The sequence below is a fragment of the Cupriavidus sp. 05N40 genome, assembly GCF_056397305.1.
Window position 1 is genome coordinate 54678 of sequence record NZ_JBFTND010000007.1, and the last position, 15924, is coordinate 70601.

Genomic DNA, 15924 nt, shown 5'->3' on the forward strand with positions numbered 1-15924 from the left:
AGGCGCGATGAGCAAGGCAGGCAGCATGGGAAACACCGGCATCGCGGGCCAGGCCGTCAGGCACGGCCCCGTCAGCCTGGTCCGGCATGGCCGCATCGGCCTGATGTGCATCAGCCATCCGCCGGTGAACGCGCTCTCGGTGGCCACCGTGGCGGGGCTGGATGCGTGCGTGGCTGCCTTTGAAGCGGACGCCGGGCTGGACGGCCTGCTGGTCTGGTGCGCCGGCCGGACCTTCGTTGCCGGCGGGGATATCGCGCAGTTCGACGCGCCGGATTTCGATGCCGGGCCGTATAACCGCATCCTGGCCCGCATCGAGGCCAGCCCGCGGCTGGTAGTGGCGGCGCTGCACGGCACCGCGCTGGGCGGCGGGCTGGAACTGGCGCTGGCCTGCCACTACCGCGTGGCACTGCCGGGTGCGTGCGTGGGGCTGCCGGAGATCAAACTGGGCCTGCTGCCGGGCTCGCTGGGTTCGCAGCGGCTGCCGCGTGCCTGCGGGGCGGCGCTGGCGCTGGACCTGATGTTGAGCGGGCGCATGCTGGATGCCGAAGCGGCAATGGCCGCCGGCATCGTCGATGCCGTGGTGGCCGGCGAGCCGCTGGCGGTCGGGCTGAACTACCTGGAGGCCTTGCTGGAGAGGCGGGCTCCCGCCCGGCGGCTGTCCGCGCGGCGCGCCAGTGCGGCGGGCTTGCCGGACGATTTCTTCGCACAGGCCATGCGGCGGGCGCGCGAGGAGCACGGGCGCTATCCGGCCGCCGCAGCCATCGTGCAGGCGGTGGACGCCGCCGTGAACCTGCCGTTTGCCGAGGGCGAGGCGGTTGAGGCGCGCCTGCTGGCCGCCTGCGTGGCATCGCCGCAGTCGCAGGCGCTGCGCCACCTGTTCTTCGCCGAGCGGCAGGCCGCGCGCGTGCCGGGCTTGCCGGCTGGCATGGCGCCGCGCGCCCTGCATACCGCCGGCGTGGTGGGCGCCGGCACCATGGGCAGCCGCATTGCCATGAGCCTGGCCGATGCCGGCCTGCCGGTGACGCTGGTGGAGGCCAGCGACGCTGCGCTGGCGCGTGGCCTGGCATCGGTGCGCGCGCAGTATGACGTGGCTGTCGCCGCCGGGCGGCTGCGGCCCGATCAGGTGGCCAGCCGCATGGGCCTGATCGCCGGCACGCTGGACCACGGCGCGCTGGCCGGCTGCGAGCTGGTGATCGAGGCGGTGGTGGAGGACATGGCGCTCAAGCAGCAGGTCCATGCGGGGCTTGGGCGCATCTGCCAGCCCGGCGCCATCATCGCCACCAATACCTCCACGCTGGATGTGGAGGTATTGGCCGAGGCCAGCGGGCGGCCGGCGGATTTCGTGGGGCTGCATTTCCGCAACCCGTCCAACGGCGGGCGGCTGATCGAGGTGGTACGTACCGCGGCCACGGCGCCCGATGTGCTGGCGACCGCCATGCAGCTGGCGCGCCGGCTGGGCAAGGTTGCGGTGGTGTCCGGCGTGTGTTTCGGCTTTATCGGCAACCGCATGGCCGAGGCCTACCTGCGCGAGAGCGAGTTCCTGCTGATGGAAGGCGTCAGCCCGGCGCGGCTGGATGCGGTGATGCAGGCCTACGGCATGGCGATGGGGCCATGCCGCATGCTGGACCTGGCCGGCATCGACGTGGCCGCGCGCATCGTGCTGGAGTATGGCAAGGCCGGCGGCCTGCCGCCCGATCCCGCTTACCGCGCGGTGGTGCGCACGCTCTACAGGCTGGGCCGGCTTGGCTGCAAGAGCGGCGCGGGCTTCTACCGCTACCCGGCCGGCACGCTCGTGCCGGACCCGGAGGCCGCGCGCATCTGCGCCGCGCTGGGCCGCGCGCACGGCATCGCGCCGCGCCGCACCGAGATTGCCGACGAGGAGATCGTCGAGCGCCTGATCTATCCGCTTGTCAACGAAGCGGCCAAGCTGCTGGAAGAGGGCGTGGCTTGCCGGCCCGGCGACATCGACATGGTATGGACGGCCGGCTACGGCTTCCCGGATTACCTGGGCGGGCCGGTCTGGCTGGCCGACCGCATCGGCCTGGCGCGCATCGCGGCGGGGATGGAGCGCTATGCCCGGGAGCGCGGCAACCCCTATGACTACTGGGACATTTCGCCATTGCTGGCCAGGCTGGCCAGGCTGGCCGGGGGCGGGCAGGGCGGCCCGGGCCTGTCGGGCTGGCTGCCGCCATCGTCCGCGCCGCCGCCCTTGCCGGCCGGGGTGGGGCAGTTCGCCGTGCCAGCCGCCATCCATCCGGGACCCAAGCCGCCGCAGAGCGTGCATTGAAGCGAAGAAGCGCAAGCCAACGACAACACAAGGAGACCACCATGATCTGGAAAACCACCATCGCCGCCGTGGCGCTGGCGCTCAGCGCCGGGGCCGGCGCCGAGACGCGCGGCGTGAACGACAAGGAAATCGTGCTCGGCCTGATCACCGACATGTCGGGGCCGATCGTCAACTACGGCAAGGAGTCGCGCAACGGCATGACCATGGCCGTGGAGGAAATCAATGCGCGCGGCGGCGTGCAGGGCCGCAAGATCCGTGTGGTGGTGGAGGACAACGGCTACGAGCCCAAGCGCGCCGTGCTGGCGGCGCAGAAGCTGGTCACGCAGGACGGCGTGTTCGCCGTCGTCGGCCATCTTGGCACGGCGCCCAATATGGCCACGCTGCCGTTCCTGCTGCAGAGCAAGGTCTTCAATTTCATGCCGCAGAGCGCGGCGCGCGATATGTACGAGCCAGCCAGCCCGTACAAGATCGCACTGGGGCCGTCGAACTACCTGATGTCGATGACGATCATGGACTACTTCATGAAGCAGAAGCCTTACCAGCGCATCGGCGCGCTGTATCAGGACGACGACTACGGGCGCGAATCGGTGGAAGGCGTGGCGGCCTACCTCAAGGCCAAGGGCATGACGCTGGTGGAAAAAGTCTCGTACAAGCGCGGCGCGACGGATTTTTCTTCGCAGATGGCACGGCTGAAGGCGGCCAACTGCGACCTGGTGTTCAACGCGTCCACCATGCGCGAGTACGTCGCTTCGGTGCAGGAAGCACGCAAGATCGGCTTCAACCCGGTCTTTGCCGGCACCACGGCCAATTACTCGCACCAGGTGCCGCAACTGGGCGGCAAGGCGATGGAGGGGCTGCATGCGGCGGCCTTCATCATGCTGCCTTATGCCGACGATGCAAACCCGGCGGTCCGGCAATGGGCGGCGGCCTACAAGAAGCGCTTCAATGAAGACCCGGGCGTGTATTCGATGTTCAGCTACTACGCCTACACCACCTTCGCCACCATTRCCGACAAGGCCGGGCGCAACCTGACTGCCGAAAGCTTCAACGCCGCCATGGAATCGACCAAGCTGCCGCAGGACCCGCTTGGCAACCCGGGCTTCAATGTTTCCGCCGGCAACCGCCTGAGCAACGACCGCATCCGCATCATGAAGGTCTCGGGCGACAAGTGGATCCCCGCCAGCGACCTGCTGCCGCCGCCGAAGATGTAGCGGCTCCCGGCACGCGCCGGCAGCAGAAGAAAAGAAGCCCGCCACGATGCGTGAGCGACGTGGCGGGCCTAGAGCAAATTTTGGAAAGTGCAGGCCAAGCATAGGCTGCACCCGACCCGGTGCGTAATAACACGGATGAGGTAACTGCTCCGGCCATGGCAGCTCATGGCAGGCAGCTCATGGCAGGCCGTGGGCGCGATCACGGGGCAGCCGCCGATGCACACGGGCAGTCCGGCCCCGCGGCGAGGCCGCGCGGGATGCGGCAAAGCAGACAACCGACAACAGGAGACAGGGATGAGCACGGCAACGGAACAGGCGCGCGAGCGCATCGGCCGCATTGCGCTGGGGGACGTGGTGCACCGCTCGGCGCGGCGCTTCGGCGCGCGTACCGCGCTGATCGAGGGCGAGCACAGCCTGAGCTATGCGGGGCTGGATGCGGCCTCCAACCAGTTCGCCCATTACCTGCTGGGCCAGGGCATGGGCGGCGGCGAGCGCGTGGGCATGCTGTGCAACAACTCCACCGCCATGATCGTGGCGCTGCTTGGCATCCAGAAGGCGGGCCTGGTGTGGGTGCCCGTCAACACCGCGCTGGCGCCCGACGCGATCCGCTACATCCTCGAGCATGCCGAGGTGACGCGGGTGGTGGCGGATGCCTCGGTGCTGGCGCGCCCCGGCATCGCCGAACTGGTGGCGGAACTGGGTCTTCCCGTGGTGCTGCTGGAGCCCGCCGGCGAGGTGGCAGCGCAGGCGCCAGGGATCGCCGTGACGAAATACGCGGACGCGCTGGCCGGCCAGCCGGCCACCCTGCCGACGGTGGACATCGCCAGCGGCCAGCTTGCCCAGATCATGTACACCAGCGGCACCACCGGCCCGCAGAAGGGCGTGATGCATTCGCATGCCTCGGTGCATTCGGTGCTGATGGCCAACCTGGTCGATACCGGCTGCGGCAGCGCGGCGCCCGAGGTGTTTACCTGCCTGCTGCCGATGTTCCATTGCGCCCAGCACGGCAACACCATGAGTGCCCTGCTGGGCGGCCACGCGGTGGTGGTGGCGCGCGGCTTCGAACCGGCGCGGGTGCTGGCGGACCTGGCGCGCCACCGCGTCAGCGTGGTGGTGGCGCTGCCGATGATGTACCGCGCCATGCTGGAGCATCCGCAGTTCGCCGCCACGGACCTGTCCAGCGTGCGGCTGTGCATCTACGGCATGGCGCCGCTGCCCAAGAACCTGCTGCTGCGGCTGCTGGACGCGTTCTGCCCGAATTTCATCCTGTGCTCAGGGCAGACCGAGATGTACCCGGCGGCGACCATCTTCGAAGCGGACCAGCAGCGCCGGCGCTTCGGCGCCTGGTGGGGCGTGGGCACGGTGGGCAACGAAGTGGCGGTGATGGCCGACGACGGCCGCCTGCTTGGCCCCGGCGAGCCGGGCGAGATCGTGTTCCGCGGGCCCAATGTGATGCTGGGCTACTACAAGGATCCGCAAGCCACGGCGCGCGCCCAGCGTTTCGGCTGGCACCACTCCGGCGACCTCGGCGTGCTCGATGAGGACGGCCAGCTGCTGTTCCTCGACCGCATCAAGGACATGATCAAGACCGGCGGCGAGAACGTTCCCTCGATCAAGGTCGAGGAGGTGCTGCTGCGCCATGCCGCGGTGGCCAACGCGGCGGTGGTGGGCCTGCCGCATGCGCGCTGGGGCGAGGCGGTGACGGCCTTCGTCACGCTCAAGCCGGGCGCGGCGATAGCGGAGTCCGAGCTGGATGCGCACTGCCGGGCGCATCTGGGCGGCTTCGAAGTGCCCAAGGCAGTGCTGCTGCTGGCTGCGCTGCCGGCCACGTCCACCGGCAAGATCCAGAAGTTCGAGTTGCGTCAGCGCTACCGGGAGCATTACGATGAGGCCGGCGGCGTAGCCAGCTGACGCAAGACGCGGGCGGCAGGCGCGGGCTACGCTGCCCGTTGCGCTACCGGCCATGCGGCGGCGCCACCACACACAAGCCGGCCTGGCGACGCATCCCCGGGTGCGCGGACAGCGCCGGCAGGAGACAAAAGGACATGCAGATGCAGGCAAAAGGCATTGCGTGCCCGCCGGCCACGGATACGGCGCCGCGCGCCGCGGACGTGCGCGGCAGGGTGATGTGGGTCACGGCGGAGCGGCTGTTCTACGCGGGCCTGCTTGGTTCGCCGTCGGTGCGCACCATGGGCGGGCTGCTGGTCTACGTGGCCCTGCGCGCGCCAATCCGCATCTGCCTGGACGGCACCCGGTGGGAATCCACCGATCTCGCGGTGGTGCCTGCCTACATGCCGCACTCGGTGGCGTGCGACGACCGCATGATCTGCGACCTGGGGCTGGAGGCCGAAAGCATTGACCTGGCGCGCCTGCCGTCCGTGATCCGCGGGCGGGCCGGGCCGGTGGACGACCCCGCCTTCGTGCGCCATGTGCGTCAGGCCCATGCCTGGCTCAGCCAGCATGGCCGCGAAGTGGACCTGCAGGCCGACAGCTTCGACCAGATCTTCTTCGGGCAAACGCTGGCGCGGCGCCGGCTGGACCCGCGCATCGAGGCCGTGGTGCAGCGCATCCGCGATGCGCCCTCGGCCACCGCCACGGCGGAGTCCTGCGCGGCGTCGGCGCATCTGTCGTTCTCGCGCTTCCTGCATCTGTTCAAGGAGGAGATCGGCACGCCGTTCCGCAGCTTCCGCACCTGGAAGCGCGCGCGCAGCCTGCTGCACTACGTGACGCAGGATTCCAACCTGGCCCATGTGGCGCTCGATACCGGCTACCCGGATTCCACGCACTTCAGCCACTCGATCCGGCAGGTCTATGGCCTCAAGCCGAGCGATATCTTTGCCGGCTCGCGCAAGCTCGCCCTGATCGGCGAGCGCGCTGCGCAGGGCGGCGTGCCCGGCCCCGACGGCCGGGGCCGCTAGCGGGGTTCCGCCGCGCACTCCGCGCGCAGGGCGGCCTTGTGGATCTTGCCGGCCGGCGTCATTGGCAGGATATCGCGCAGCACCACCTGGCGCGGCACCTTGTAGTCGGCCAGGCGGCTCGCGCAATAGGCGCGGATCTCCGGGCCGGTCAGGTCGCAGCCCGGCTTCGGCACGATGTAGTAGCGCCCGATCTCGCCCAGCACCGGGTCCGGCACACCAATGCCGGCCACCATCATCACGTCCGGATGGCGCGCGATCACGCCTTCGATCTCGGCGGGGTAGACGTTGAAGCCGCCCTGGATATACATATCCTTCTTGCGGCCCTTGAGCTGGATATAGCCGCGCTTGTCCACGCAGCCCAGGTCGCCGGAGCGCAGCCAGTTGTCGGCGCCGAAGCCGTCGGCACTGGCCGCGGCGCCGATATAGCCCGCGCACACGCCCGCGCCACGGAAGCAAAGCTCGCCGATCTCCCCGGGCGCGGCAATATTGCCGGCGGGGGTGACCACGCGCACCTCTGCACTGTCGAATACGCAGCCGATCGAGTCCATCAGGTCTTGCCGCGCCGCGTTCCAGGGTGTCATCACGATGGCCCCGGACGATTCGGACAGGCCATACAGGTTCATCACCGTGGCCTGCGGCATGCGCGCCTGCAGTTGTTCTAGCAGCGCGGCATCCACGGTGGCGCCGCCCACCACCACCAGCCGCACCGAGGAAAAGTCCACGCTGGCGGAGTCCGGATGCATCAGCAGCAGCGTGGCCATGGTCGGCACGCCCGAGAAAATGGTGGGCGGGTGCCTGCGCATCATGGCCAGCACGGTGTCTGCCTTGAACACCGGCACCAGTTCGCAGGTGCCGCCGCCGAGCAGGTAGTTCAGCACCCCGCAGGTGATACCGCCCACATGGTTGAAGGGCAGGGCGAGCTGGATGTGGTCGCGCTCGTCGGTGCGCACATGGCGCGCCTGCGCCCACGCGGACGCCAGCAGGCTGCGGTGCGACAACCCCGCGCCCTTGGGCCGGCCGGTGGTGCCGGAGGTATAGATCACCATGGCCAGGTCATCGGGCCCCACGCGTGCCTCGGCGGCCTGCAGCGCGGCCCCGTCAGGCGCGACGGCAAGCAGGGCCGACAGTCCTGGCATGCCGGCTTGCGCCGGCTGCGCGTCGATGGTGATGACATTGAGCAGGCCCGGCATGCGCGGCATCAGACGCGTCAGCATGGCGAGAAAATCGAAGCCATCGGCTTGCGGCACGGTGAAGACCGCCTTGATGCCGCTGTCGTTGACCATGTGCTCGATCTCGTTGTCGCGGTAGCGCACGCTCAGGCCGACCACCGCCACGCCGATACGCGTTGCCGCGTAGAACAGCTGCAGCCATTCGATCTGGTTCAGGCCGATCACCCCGATGCGGTCGCCGTGGCGCAGGCCCAGCCCGAGCAGGCCACAGGCAAGCCGGGCCGAAGCGGCCTCGACCTCGCCGAAGCTGTGTGCCTGCTCGCGGCACAAGTAGGCGGTGCGCTGGCTCCAGCGCTGGCTGGCTTCCTGCAGGGCGGTGCCGATGGTGGCGGGCGGCTGCTTGGCGATCATGCGGAATCTCCGTGGGGGAAGGCGGGCGCGGCCATGTGGCGCGCGACCAGACTTGGCTTCGAGCGCAAAGCGTAGCCAAGGCGTCCGTGCAAGGCTTGCGGAAAGTGGCTGACGGCTGGCGCGGCCATGGCTTCGGGCCTGCCTGGCTTCTCTTTTGATACGCATGACATGCGTAAATGACTAATACCCACGATATTGGTATTTGCAAATTACCCATATTGTTTGTAAAGTGACATTACGCATATCATCGCTACCCGCACCCGATCGCCAGGCAGTCATCCCATGAAACAACAGCTATCCACCGCCACGCAGTTGGGCCAGGTGCTTCAATCGGCACGGCGGGCCGCCGGGCTTTCCCAGACCGACCTGGCTGCGCGCCTGGCGGTCAGCCAGAGCCGGATCTCCCATATGGAACTGAACCCGGGCACCATCAGCGCCGACCAGCTGCTGGCGCTGGTCAGCGTGCTGGGGCTGGAGCTGGTGGTGCAGGACCGGGGCGCGCCGCACGCGCCAGGCGGCGCAACGCCCGCGGTGGAGTGGTAGCCATGGGCCGCAGAACACATGCGCGCGCGCTGTCGCTGTGGGCCAACGGCGAGCGCGTCGGGACCTGGCGCATCCCCACGCGCGGCGAGATGGAGCTGCAGTACGACCCGGACTGGATGGCATCGGACGCCGGGCGGCCCTTGTCGCTGTCGCTGCCGTTCGGCGTGGATGCCTCGCCGCTGAAAGGCGAGCGCGTGCGCAACTACTTCGATAACCTGCTGCCCGACAGCGACACCATCCGCAAGCGCCTGGCGACCCGCTTCAAGGCTGCCAGCACGGACGCCTTCGACCTGCTCGAAGCCATCGGCCGCGACTGCGTGGGCGCCGTGCAACTGCTGGCGGAGAACGGCCAGCCGTCTGGCCATGATCGCATCGAAGGCACGCCGCTGTCCGACGCCGATATCGAAGTCCTGCTGCGCCAGACCGTGGGCCCCGCCGGGCCCGGCGCGCAGGACGACGACGATTTCCGCATCTCGCTGGCCGGCGCGCAGGAGAAGACCGCGCTGCTGTGGCACGGCGGGCGCTGGATGAAACCCCACGGCGCCACGCCCACCACGCATATCCTGAAGCTGCCGCTCGGGCTGGTCGGCAACAAGCGCGCGGACCTCGGCACCTCGGTCGAGAACGAATGGCTCTGCCTGGCGATCCTGGCCGCTTTCGGGCTGCCGGCCGCGCACAGCGAGATCCGACACTTCGGCGCACAGAAGGTGCTGAGCGTGCAGCGCTTCGACCGCCAGATGCATTCCTCGGGCAACTGGATCCTGCGCCTGCCGCAGGAGGATTTCTGCCAGGTGCTGGGCGTGCCGCCGCACCTCAAGTACGAGGCGGACGGTGGCCCGGGCATGCGTGATATCGCGCAGATCCTGCGCCAGTCCGTCAATGCCGACGCCGACCTGGAAACCTTCCTCGCCACGCAGATCCTGTTCTGGATGCTGGCCGCGCCGGACGGGCACGCCAAGAACTTCAGCATCCGGCTGCTGCCGGGCGGGCGCTACCGCCTGACGCCGTTGTATGACGTGATGTCGATCTGGCCGGTGGTGGGCAACGGCGCCAACCAGTGGTCCTGGCACAAGGCCAAGCTGGCCATGGCCGTGGCCGGCAAGAACCGCCACTATCTGTTCAAGGACGTGCAGCGCCGGCATTTCAACGCGATGGCGGCGAAGTGCTTCCACGGGCCGGATGCCGAGCCCATCATCGGCCGGCTGCTGGCGCAGACGCCGGCCGTGATCGTGCAGGTGAACGCGGCCTTGCCGGCGGGATTTCCGCAGAAGGTGGCGGACGCCATCCTGGGCGGGCTGGAGGCATCGGCGCGGCTGCTCGCGGGCATGCCGGCGGCGTAGTGCAGGCATCCGGGCCGACCACTTAGCGCAAGACGAACCGCGCCGGCACGGCCTATGTTCGAGCCATCCAAGGCATTCGACCATCCAAGCCACCCGCCCCAGACCGGATCCCGCATGAGCCTCCTGACCCTGCCGCCGCTGCCGCATTACTTCACCCCCGAGCACGAACAGTTCCGCACCACGCTGCGCGAGTTCGTCGCGCGCGAGATCACGCCGTTTGCCGGCGAGTGGGACGAAGCCGGCACCTTCCCGCGCTCGCTCTACCGGCGCGCCGCCGAAATCGGYCTGCTGGGCCTGGGCTACCCCGAAGCCTTCGGCGGCACGCCCGGCGACATCTTCTACCACCTGATCCAGGCCGAGGAATTCGCCCGCAGCGGCTCCGGCGGCGTCAATGCCTCGCTCAACTCCCACACCATCGGCATGCCGCCGGTCGTCGCCGCCGGCAGCCAGGCGCTGCAGCGGCGCGTGCTGCCGCCGGTGATCGCCGGCGAGAAGATCGCCGCGCTGGCCATCACCGAGCCCGGCGGCGGCTCCGACGTGGCCAGCCTGCGCACCACCGCCGTGCGCGACGGCGACCACTATGTGCTCAACGGCGAGAAGACCTTCATCACCTCCGGCATGCGGGCCGATTTCATCACTACCGCCGTGCGCACCGACCCCGCCAACAAGGGCGCGGGCGGCATCTCGCTGCTGCTGGTGGAGGGCAACCCGCCGGGCCTGACGCGCACCGAACTCAGGAAGATGGGCTGGCTGGCCTCCGACACCGCCCACCTGCGCTTCGACAACTGCCGGATTCCGGTGGCCAACCTGATCGGCGAGGAGAACCGCGGCTTCCAGATCATCATGCGCAACTTCAATTCCGAGCGGCTGGGCATGAGCGCCAGCGCCTATGGCTATGCCGAAGCCTGCCTGCAGGAAGCGCTCGACTGGGCCCGCCAGCGCCACACCTTCGGCCAGCCGCTGGTGGATCGCCAGGTGATCCGCCACAAGCTGGTGGACATGGCCCTGCGCATCGAAGCCGCGCGCAACCTGGTCTACGACCTGGCTTACCGGGTCCAGCACCAGGCCGGCGACCCCGCCCAGCTGGTGGCGCGCACCTGCATGGCCAAGATCCAGGCCACCCAGGCCATGCAGTTCTGCGCCGACCAGGCCGTGCAGATCCTCGGCGGCATGGGCTTCATGCGCGGCACCTTGAGCGAGCGCGTCTACCGCGAGGTCAAGGTCATGATGATCGGCGGCGGTTCGGAGGAGATCATGAAGGACCTGGCGGCGCGGCAGCTGGGGTTTTGAGGGCAGGGCAGGGGCAGGGACCGTGGAGGGCGCGGGCTATTGCGCATGCGCGCCGGTTCCTTGAACCGGTTCGCATCGGCCCGGGGACAAGCAGGCCGGAGCGATTGCGGTATCTGCGGTATCTGGCGTCATCCTGGCTGCAGGCGCATGACTGCGAAGCGGCGGGCCGTCTTATAATCGGCCGCATCCACCGGCGCTGCCGCCGGGCGGGCGTCCTGGAACCGGCCGAATGCCCTCGTACCCCTTAGTCCTCTGTCTCACCTTTGCGGTAGTCGGGAGCCTGACGATGGCCCTGGTGGCCTGGACCAGGCGGGACGATCCCACCGTCAAGGCGTTCCTGGTGCTGGCCTGCGGCACGGCGCTGTGGAGCGGTGGCCGCCTGCTCGAGTTGAGTTCCACCGATCTGGAAACGCGCGTGCTGTGGGCCAAGCTGCAGTACATCGGCATCATGGCCGTGCCGATCGGCTGGTTCTGCGCCATGCTGCAACTGAGCCGGCCGAAGGCCGTCGTCCCGCACTGGCTGCTGGCGATGCACGCCGTGATCAGCGCGGTGACGCTGGGCCTGGTCTTCACCAATGAACAACACCGGCAGATCTGGTCGTCGATCGCCCTGATGCCGGGCGGGGCGCCGCCGGGCGCGGTCTTCACCCATGGCCCGGCCTACGCCGCCGTGGCGGTGTACACCTACCTGCTGTTGCTGCTCAGCCTTTATTTCCTGGTCACGGCGCGCGTGCCGGCAGGCGGGCTGACGCGCGGCGGCCGTGCCGTGCTGGCCTGCGGGCTGGCATTGCCGCTGCTGGCCAATGTGGCCTACCTGACGCGCCATACCGGTGCGCTAGGCGGCGATCTGACGCCCGCCACGTTTTCGGTGATGACCTTGCTCGTGTGGTTCTGCGCACTGCGCAGCCATCTGGAAGACGTGGGCCACTACGCCAGGCTGCGCGTGTTCGATACGCTGCACGAAGGCTGCGTGATCGCCAACGCCAACGACATCATCGTCGACTCCAACACGGCGGCGCGGGGCCTGCTGGCCGACATGGGGCGTGGCCAGCCCGTGCCGCAGGCATRGCAGCACGCCATTGCCGCCAGCCGCTCTGGCGCGCACGGCGGCGGCTCCTACCTGATCTCCGAAGCGCGGGTGGACTACGAACTGACGGTGGAATCCGTGCGCAACCTGAAAGGGCAGGCAGTGGGGATCATCGTATTCCTGCGCGACGTGACGCGCTTCCGTTCGCGCGAGCAGGCGCTGACAGTGGAGAACTCCAGCCTGGCCGAGCGGCTGGGCGAGACCGAGGAGAAGCTCTCGCGCATCGAGGCGGACCTGTACCGGGACGCCCTGACCGGTGCCTACAACCGGCGGTTTTTCGAGCGCGAGGCGGCCGCCGTGGTGGCCGGCGCATTCGAGCGCGCGGCGTCGGTCGGCATCCTGATCATCGACGTCGACTACTTCAAGCAGTACAACGACCTGCACGGCCACGTGCACGGCGACGAATGCCTGCGCCGCGTGGCCGGCGCCATCAGCGGGGCGTTGCGCGACGGCCCCGGCGGCTTCTGCGCGCGCGTGGGCGGCGAGGAGTTCGTCGCGGTGCTGCCGTCCGTGTCGTTGCCCGAGACCCGCGCCGCCGGCCTGCGCCTGCTCGAGGCGGTGCGGGCGCTGAGGCTTCCCCACGGCGGCTGGCCCGAGCACCCTTGCGTGACTGTCAGCGTGGGCGCGGTCTGCGAGATCCCTTCGTCGTCGCGGCTGGAATCGCTGCTGGAGAAGGCCGACGCCGCCATGTACGAGGCCAAGCGCAACGGCCGCGACCGCTTCGTCATGCGCGACCAGGCGGCGCTGCCGGCTTACCCCTGAAACACCGCCCGGAGCCGGCTTACTCCTCGCTGGTCCACTCCACGTGCACGCCCAGGCTGCGCAGGTTTTCCACGAAGCGCGGGTGGGCGCGGCGGATCGGCGTGGCGTTGCGGATCTCGGAGCGGCCGTCGATGCTGGCGGCCACCATGAACAGGGCGATCGCCACGCGGATGATGTACGGGCTTTCCACCACTGCCGGCGTCAGCGGGTTGCCGCCGAAGGTGATCAGGCGGTGCGGATCGGACGAGAACACGTGGGCGCCGAACTTGGACAGTTCGCCCGTCCAGCCCAGCGCGCCGTCGTAGACCTTGTTCCAGAACATGGCGTTGCCCTTGGCGCGCACGCCCAGCGCGATGAAGATCGGCAGCAGGTCCACCGGGAAGTAGGGCCACGGCGCCGCTTCCACCTTGGTCAGCACATTGCTGGTGAAAGGCGTCTGCACTTCCAGCGGGCCGGGGCAGGTGGCGCGCGACCAGCCGTCCTCGTGCGTGATCTGCACGCCGAACTTGGCGAAGGTGCGGTCGATCAGCGGGAAATTGCCCGGCGCGCTGTTGCGCACCACCACATCGCCGCCGGTGATGGCGCCCAGCGCCAGGAAGGTGGTGATCTCGTGGAAATCCTCGTCGAAGTGGAACTCGCCGCCGCGCAGGGCATTGCCACCGTGTACCGTCACGCGCGAGGTGCCCATGCCTTCGATGCGCACGCCGAGCATTTCCATGAAGCGGCAGAACTCCTGCACATGCGGCTCCGATGCCGCGTTGGTCAGGGTGGAGACGCCATCCGCCGCGGCCGCGCACAGCACGAAGTTCTCCGTGGTAGTGACCGAGGCATAGTCCAGCCAGTGGTCCGTGGGCGTGAGCCGGCCCGCGCTGCGCACCAGCAGCGAGCCGTCGGCACGTTCCACCTGGCCGCCGAAGCGGCGGAATACGTCGATGTGCGGGTCGATCTCGCGCACGCCCAGCGTGCAGCCCTTGACGTTGTCCTCCAGCCGCGCGACGCCGAAGCGCGCCAGCAGCGGCGGCACCAGCATGATGGACGAGCGCATTTCCTCCGGCAGCCGGTGGCTCGACGCGTCGAAGCGGGTATCGCGATGATGCAGCTCCAGCGTGCCGGTGGCGTGGTCCATGCGCACATCGCTGCCGAGGGTGCGGAAGATGTCGAGGATCTTGCGCACATCGGTGATATCGGGCACGCCGTGCAGGCGCAGCGGTTCAGCCGTGAGCAGCGTGGCGCAAAGCACGGGCAGCACCGCGTTCTTGTTGGCAGAAGGGATGATGCGGCCACGCAAAGGCGTACCACCGTGCACGATGAGATTGGACATGGATCGGAGCGAGGAAAAAAGGGGCTGACTGGGCTGACGGAAGCTGACGGAGGCGGAAATCGCGGACGGGCCGCAAAGGCGTCCCGCATTGTACTTGCCGGGGCGGGGCGCGGCATGACCAAACCTGCACGTGGCATCCCGGACGTGCTGGCCGTTGCACACCGGGCGGTTAGAATTTTCCCTTTGTTTCCCTTTGTTTCCGTTACCAAGCCAGGAAAATATCCCATGCTTCACTTCCAACGCCGGCGCAGCCTGTTGCTGGCCGCCGCCGCGGCGCCGCTGGCGGCGATCAGCCCGGTCCGGGCGGCAGCCGGACACGACGCAAGCGCGGCGCAAGCCACGCTCGCCGCCCTCGAAGGCGATTCGGGCGGCCGCCTCGGCGTGGCCGCGCTGAACACCTCCGACGGCAGCCGGCTGCGCTACCGCGCCGACGAGCGCTTCGCCTTCTGCAGCACCTTCAAGGTCATGCTCGCCGGTGCCATCCTGGCGCGCAGCACCCGCCAGGACGGGCTGCTGGCGCAGCGTATCCCGTATGCAAAAGACAATCTCGTGACCTACTCGCCGGTCACGGCGAAACATGCCGGCGAAGGCATGACGGTGGCCGAACTTTGCCGCGCCGCGCTCCAGTACAGCGACAACACCGCGGCCAACTTGTTGATCAGGCTTGCCGGCGGGCCGCAGGACGTGACCGCATTCGCCCGCTCGATCGGCGACGATGCCTTCCGCCTCGATCGCTGGGAGACCGAGCTCAACACGGCCATCCCCGGCGATCCGCGCGATACCTCCACGCCCGCCGCGATGGCGGACAGCCTGCACAAGCTGGCGCTGGCGGACGCGCTGCCGGCCCCCGCGCGCCAGCAATTGCAGGACTGGATGCGCGGCAATACGACCGGCGCGCGGCGGATCCAGGCCGGCATGCCCGCCGGCTGGCAGAGCGGCGACAAGACGGGCACGGGGGACTACGGCACCACCAACGATATCGCCGTACTCTGGCCGCCGGGCGGCGCGCCGGTCGTTGTCGCGGTCTACTTCACGCAACCGCAGAAGGACGCGAAGGCAAGGGAGGACGTGATCGCACAAGCCGCGCGCATCGCCCTCGGCGCTGTCGCCCGCAGCGATGTAGCGCGGGGCTGACAGCCAACGGCGGCCAGGCGCAATGGCTCGCTGGTGTGGAGGTTGGACGTGATCGCGAAAGAGACCGGCGGCTTTCGCGATCGACGCCATATGCGCGAAGCCTTCGTGCGTGGGCTCGGCCATTCTTCGCAGGCGGTGAGGCGAGAAGCGCGTTGTAGTGGGATGAACTCCTCTGGCGTCTCCATTGCATTCAACCGGGCAGGCTGAATACCATGGACAGGCCCTCAAGCGGACATTTCTGCTTTGCTAAAAGGGGGTGCGGACGAATACATGAACTACCCCCAAGTAGTCCAAGTTTTGGTCCGCACCCCCGAACCGGACATTACAACTTTGCCGCTACATCCATGTCTAGCGATCCGTGATCTCCAACCGTTCGGCGGCCACGCTGGGCCGCAATTGACCATCCACGACCGCCTGAACGGTCTTGAGCCTGTCTAACTCACGCATGCTT

The 15924-nt window shown here is 68.7% G+C and carries 11 protein-coding genes; 9 read left to right on the forward strand and 2 right to left on the reverse strand.

Annotation, left to right across the window (positions count from 1 at the left end; genetic code table 11):
• The first annotated feature begins 7 nt into the window (after nucleotides 1–7).
• The 4 genes from AC1DO7_RS03200 to AC1DO7_RS03215 all read left to right on the forward strand — a co-directional run bounded on the left by AC1DO7_RS03200 (nucleotide 8) and on the right by AC1DO7_RS03215 (nucleotide 6416).
• Nucleotides 8–2287, forward strand: coding sequence for a 3-hydroxyacyl-CoA dehydrogenase NAD-binding domain-containing protein (locus AC1DO7_RS03200; RefSeq protein ID WP_441615399.1), 2280 nt, complete (start codon nucleotides 8–10; stop codon nucleotides 2285–2287).
• A gap of 41 nt (nucleotides 2288–2328) precedes the next feature.
• Nucleotides 2329–3498 (forward strand): ABC transporter substrate-binding protein, encoded by a 1170-nt coding sequence (locus AC1DO7_RS03205; RefSeq protein WP_477115779.1) that lies wholly within the window; start codon nucleotides 2329–2331, stop codon nucleotides 3496–3498.
• Nucleotides 3499–3792: 294 nt separating this feature from the next.
• Nucleotides 3793–5409 (forward strand): class I adenylate-forming enzyme family protein, encoded by a 1617-nt coding sequence (locus AC1DO7_RS03210; protein ID WP_441615403.1) that lies wholly within the window; start codon nucleotides 3793–3795, stop codon nucleotides 5407–5409.
• Between the two features lie 134 nt (nucleotides 5410–5543).
• Complete coding sequence (locus AC1DO7_RS03215) at nucleotides 5544–6416, forward strand: AraC family transcriptional regulator (protein ID WP_441615404.1); 873 nt, start codon at nucleotides 5544–5546, stop codon at nucleotides 6414–6416.
• Here the strand turns inward: AC1DO7_RS03215 and AC1DO7_RS03220 are convergent.
• Nucleotides 6413–7996 carry a class I adenylate-forming enzyme family protein gene (locus AC1DO7_RS03220; RefSeq protein ID WP_441615406.1) on the reverse strand — a complete coding sequence of 528 codons (1584 nt, stop codon included), beginning with the start codon at nucleotides 7994–7996 and terminating at the stop codon, nucleotides 6413–6415. The genes AC1DO7_RS03215 and AC1DO7_RS03220 overlap by 4 nt on opposite strands.
• A 282-nt stretch (nucleotides 7997–8278) precedes the next feature.
• Between AC1DO7_RS03220 and AC1DO7_RS03225 the strand changes: the two genes are divergently transcribed.
• The 4 genes from AC1DO7_RS03225 (at nucleotide 8279) to AC1DO7_RS03240 (ending at nucleotide 13018) form a co-directional block, all read left to right on the forward strand.
• The gene (locus AC1DO7_RS03225) at nucleotides 8279–8539 is read left to right on the forward strand and encodes a helix-turn-helix domain-containing protein (protein ID WP_441615407.1); all 261 of its coding nucleotides are present in this window, start codon (nucleotides 8279–8281) and stop codon (nucleotides 8537–8539) included.
• A 2-nt stretch (nucleotides 8540–8541) separates the two neighbouring features.
• The gene (locus AC1DO7_RS03230; RefSeq protein WP_441615409.1) at nucleotides 8542–9879 is read left to right on the forward strand and encodes a type II toxin-antitoxin system HipA family toxin; all 1338 of its coding nucleotides are present in this window, start codon (nucleotides 8542–8544) and stop codon (nucleotides 9877–9879) included.
• Between the two features lie 114 nt (nucleotides 9880–9993).
• Nucleotides 9994–11169, forward strand: a complete 1176-nt coding sequence (locus AC1DO7_RS03235) for an acyl-CoA dehydrogenase family protein (protein ID WP_441643302.1) — start codon at nucleotides 9994–9996, stop codon at nucleotides 11167–11169.
• A gap of 229 nt (nucleotides 11170–11398) precedes the next feature.
• Nucleotides 11399–13018 carry a histidine kinase N-terminal 7TM domain-containing protein gene (locus AC1DO7_RS03240; protein WP_477115780.1) on the forward strand — a complete coding sequence of 540 codons (1620 nt, stop codon included), beginning with the start codon at nucleotides 11399–11401 and terminating at the stop codon, nucleotides 13016–13018.
• A gap of 19 nt (nucleotides 13019–13037) precedes the next feature.
• Here AC1DO7_RS03240 and AC1DO7_RS03245 read toward each other — a convergent pair whose 3' ends face one another.
• A complete protein-coding gene (locus AC1DO7_RS03245; RefSeq protein WP_441615414.1) occupies nucleotides 13038–14339 on the reverse strand; it encodes a UDP-N-acetylglucosamine 1-carboxyvinyltransferase in 1302 nt (433 codons plus the stop codon).
• A 225-nt stretch (nucleotides 14340–14564) separates the two neighbouring features.
• Between AC1DO7_RS03245 and bla the strand changes: the two genes are divergently transcribed.
• Nucleotides 14565–15473, forward strand: a complete 909-nt coding sequence (gene bla / locus AC1DO7_RS03250; protein WP_441615416.1) for a class A beta-lactamase — start codon at nucleotides 14565–14567, stop codon at nucleotides 15471–15473.
• The last annotated feature ends 451 nt before the right edge of the window (nucleotides 15474–15924 follow it).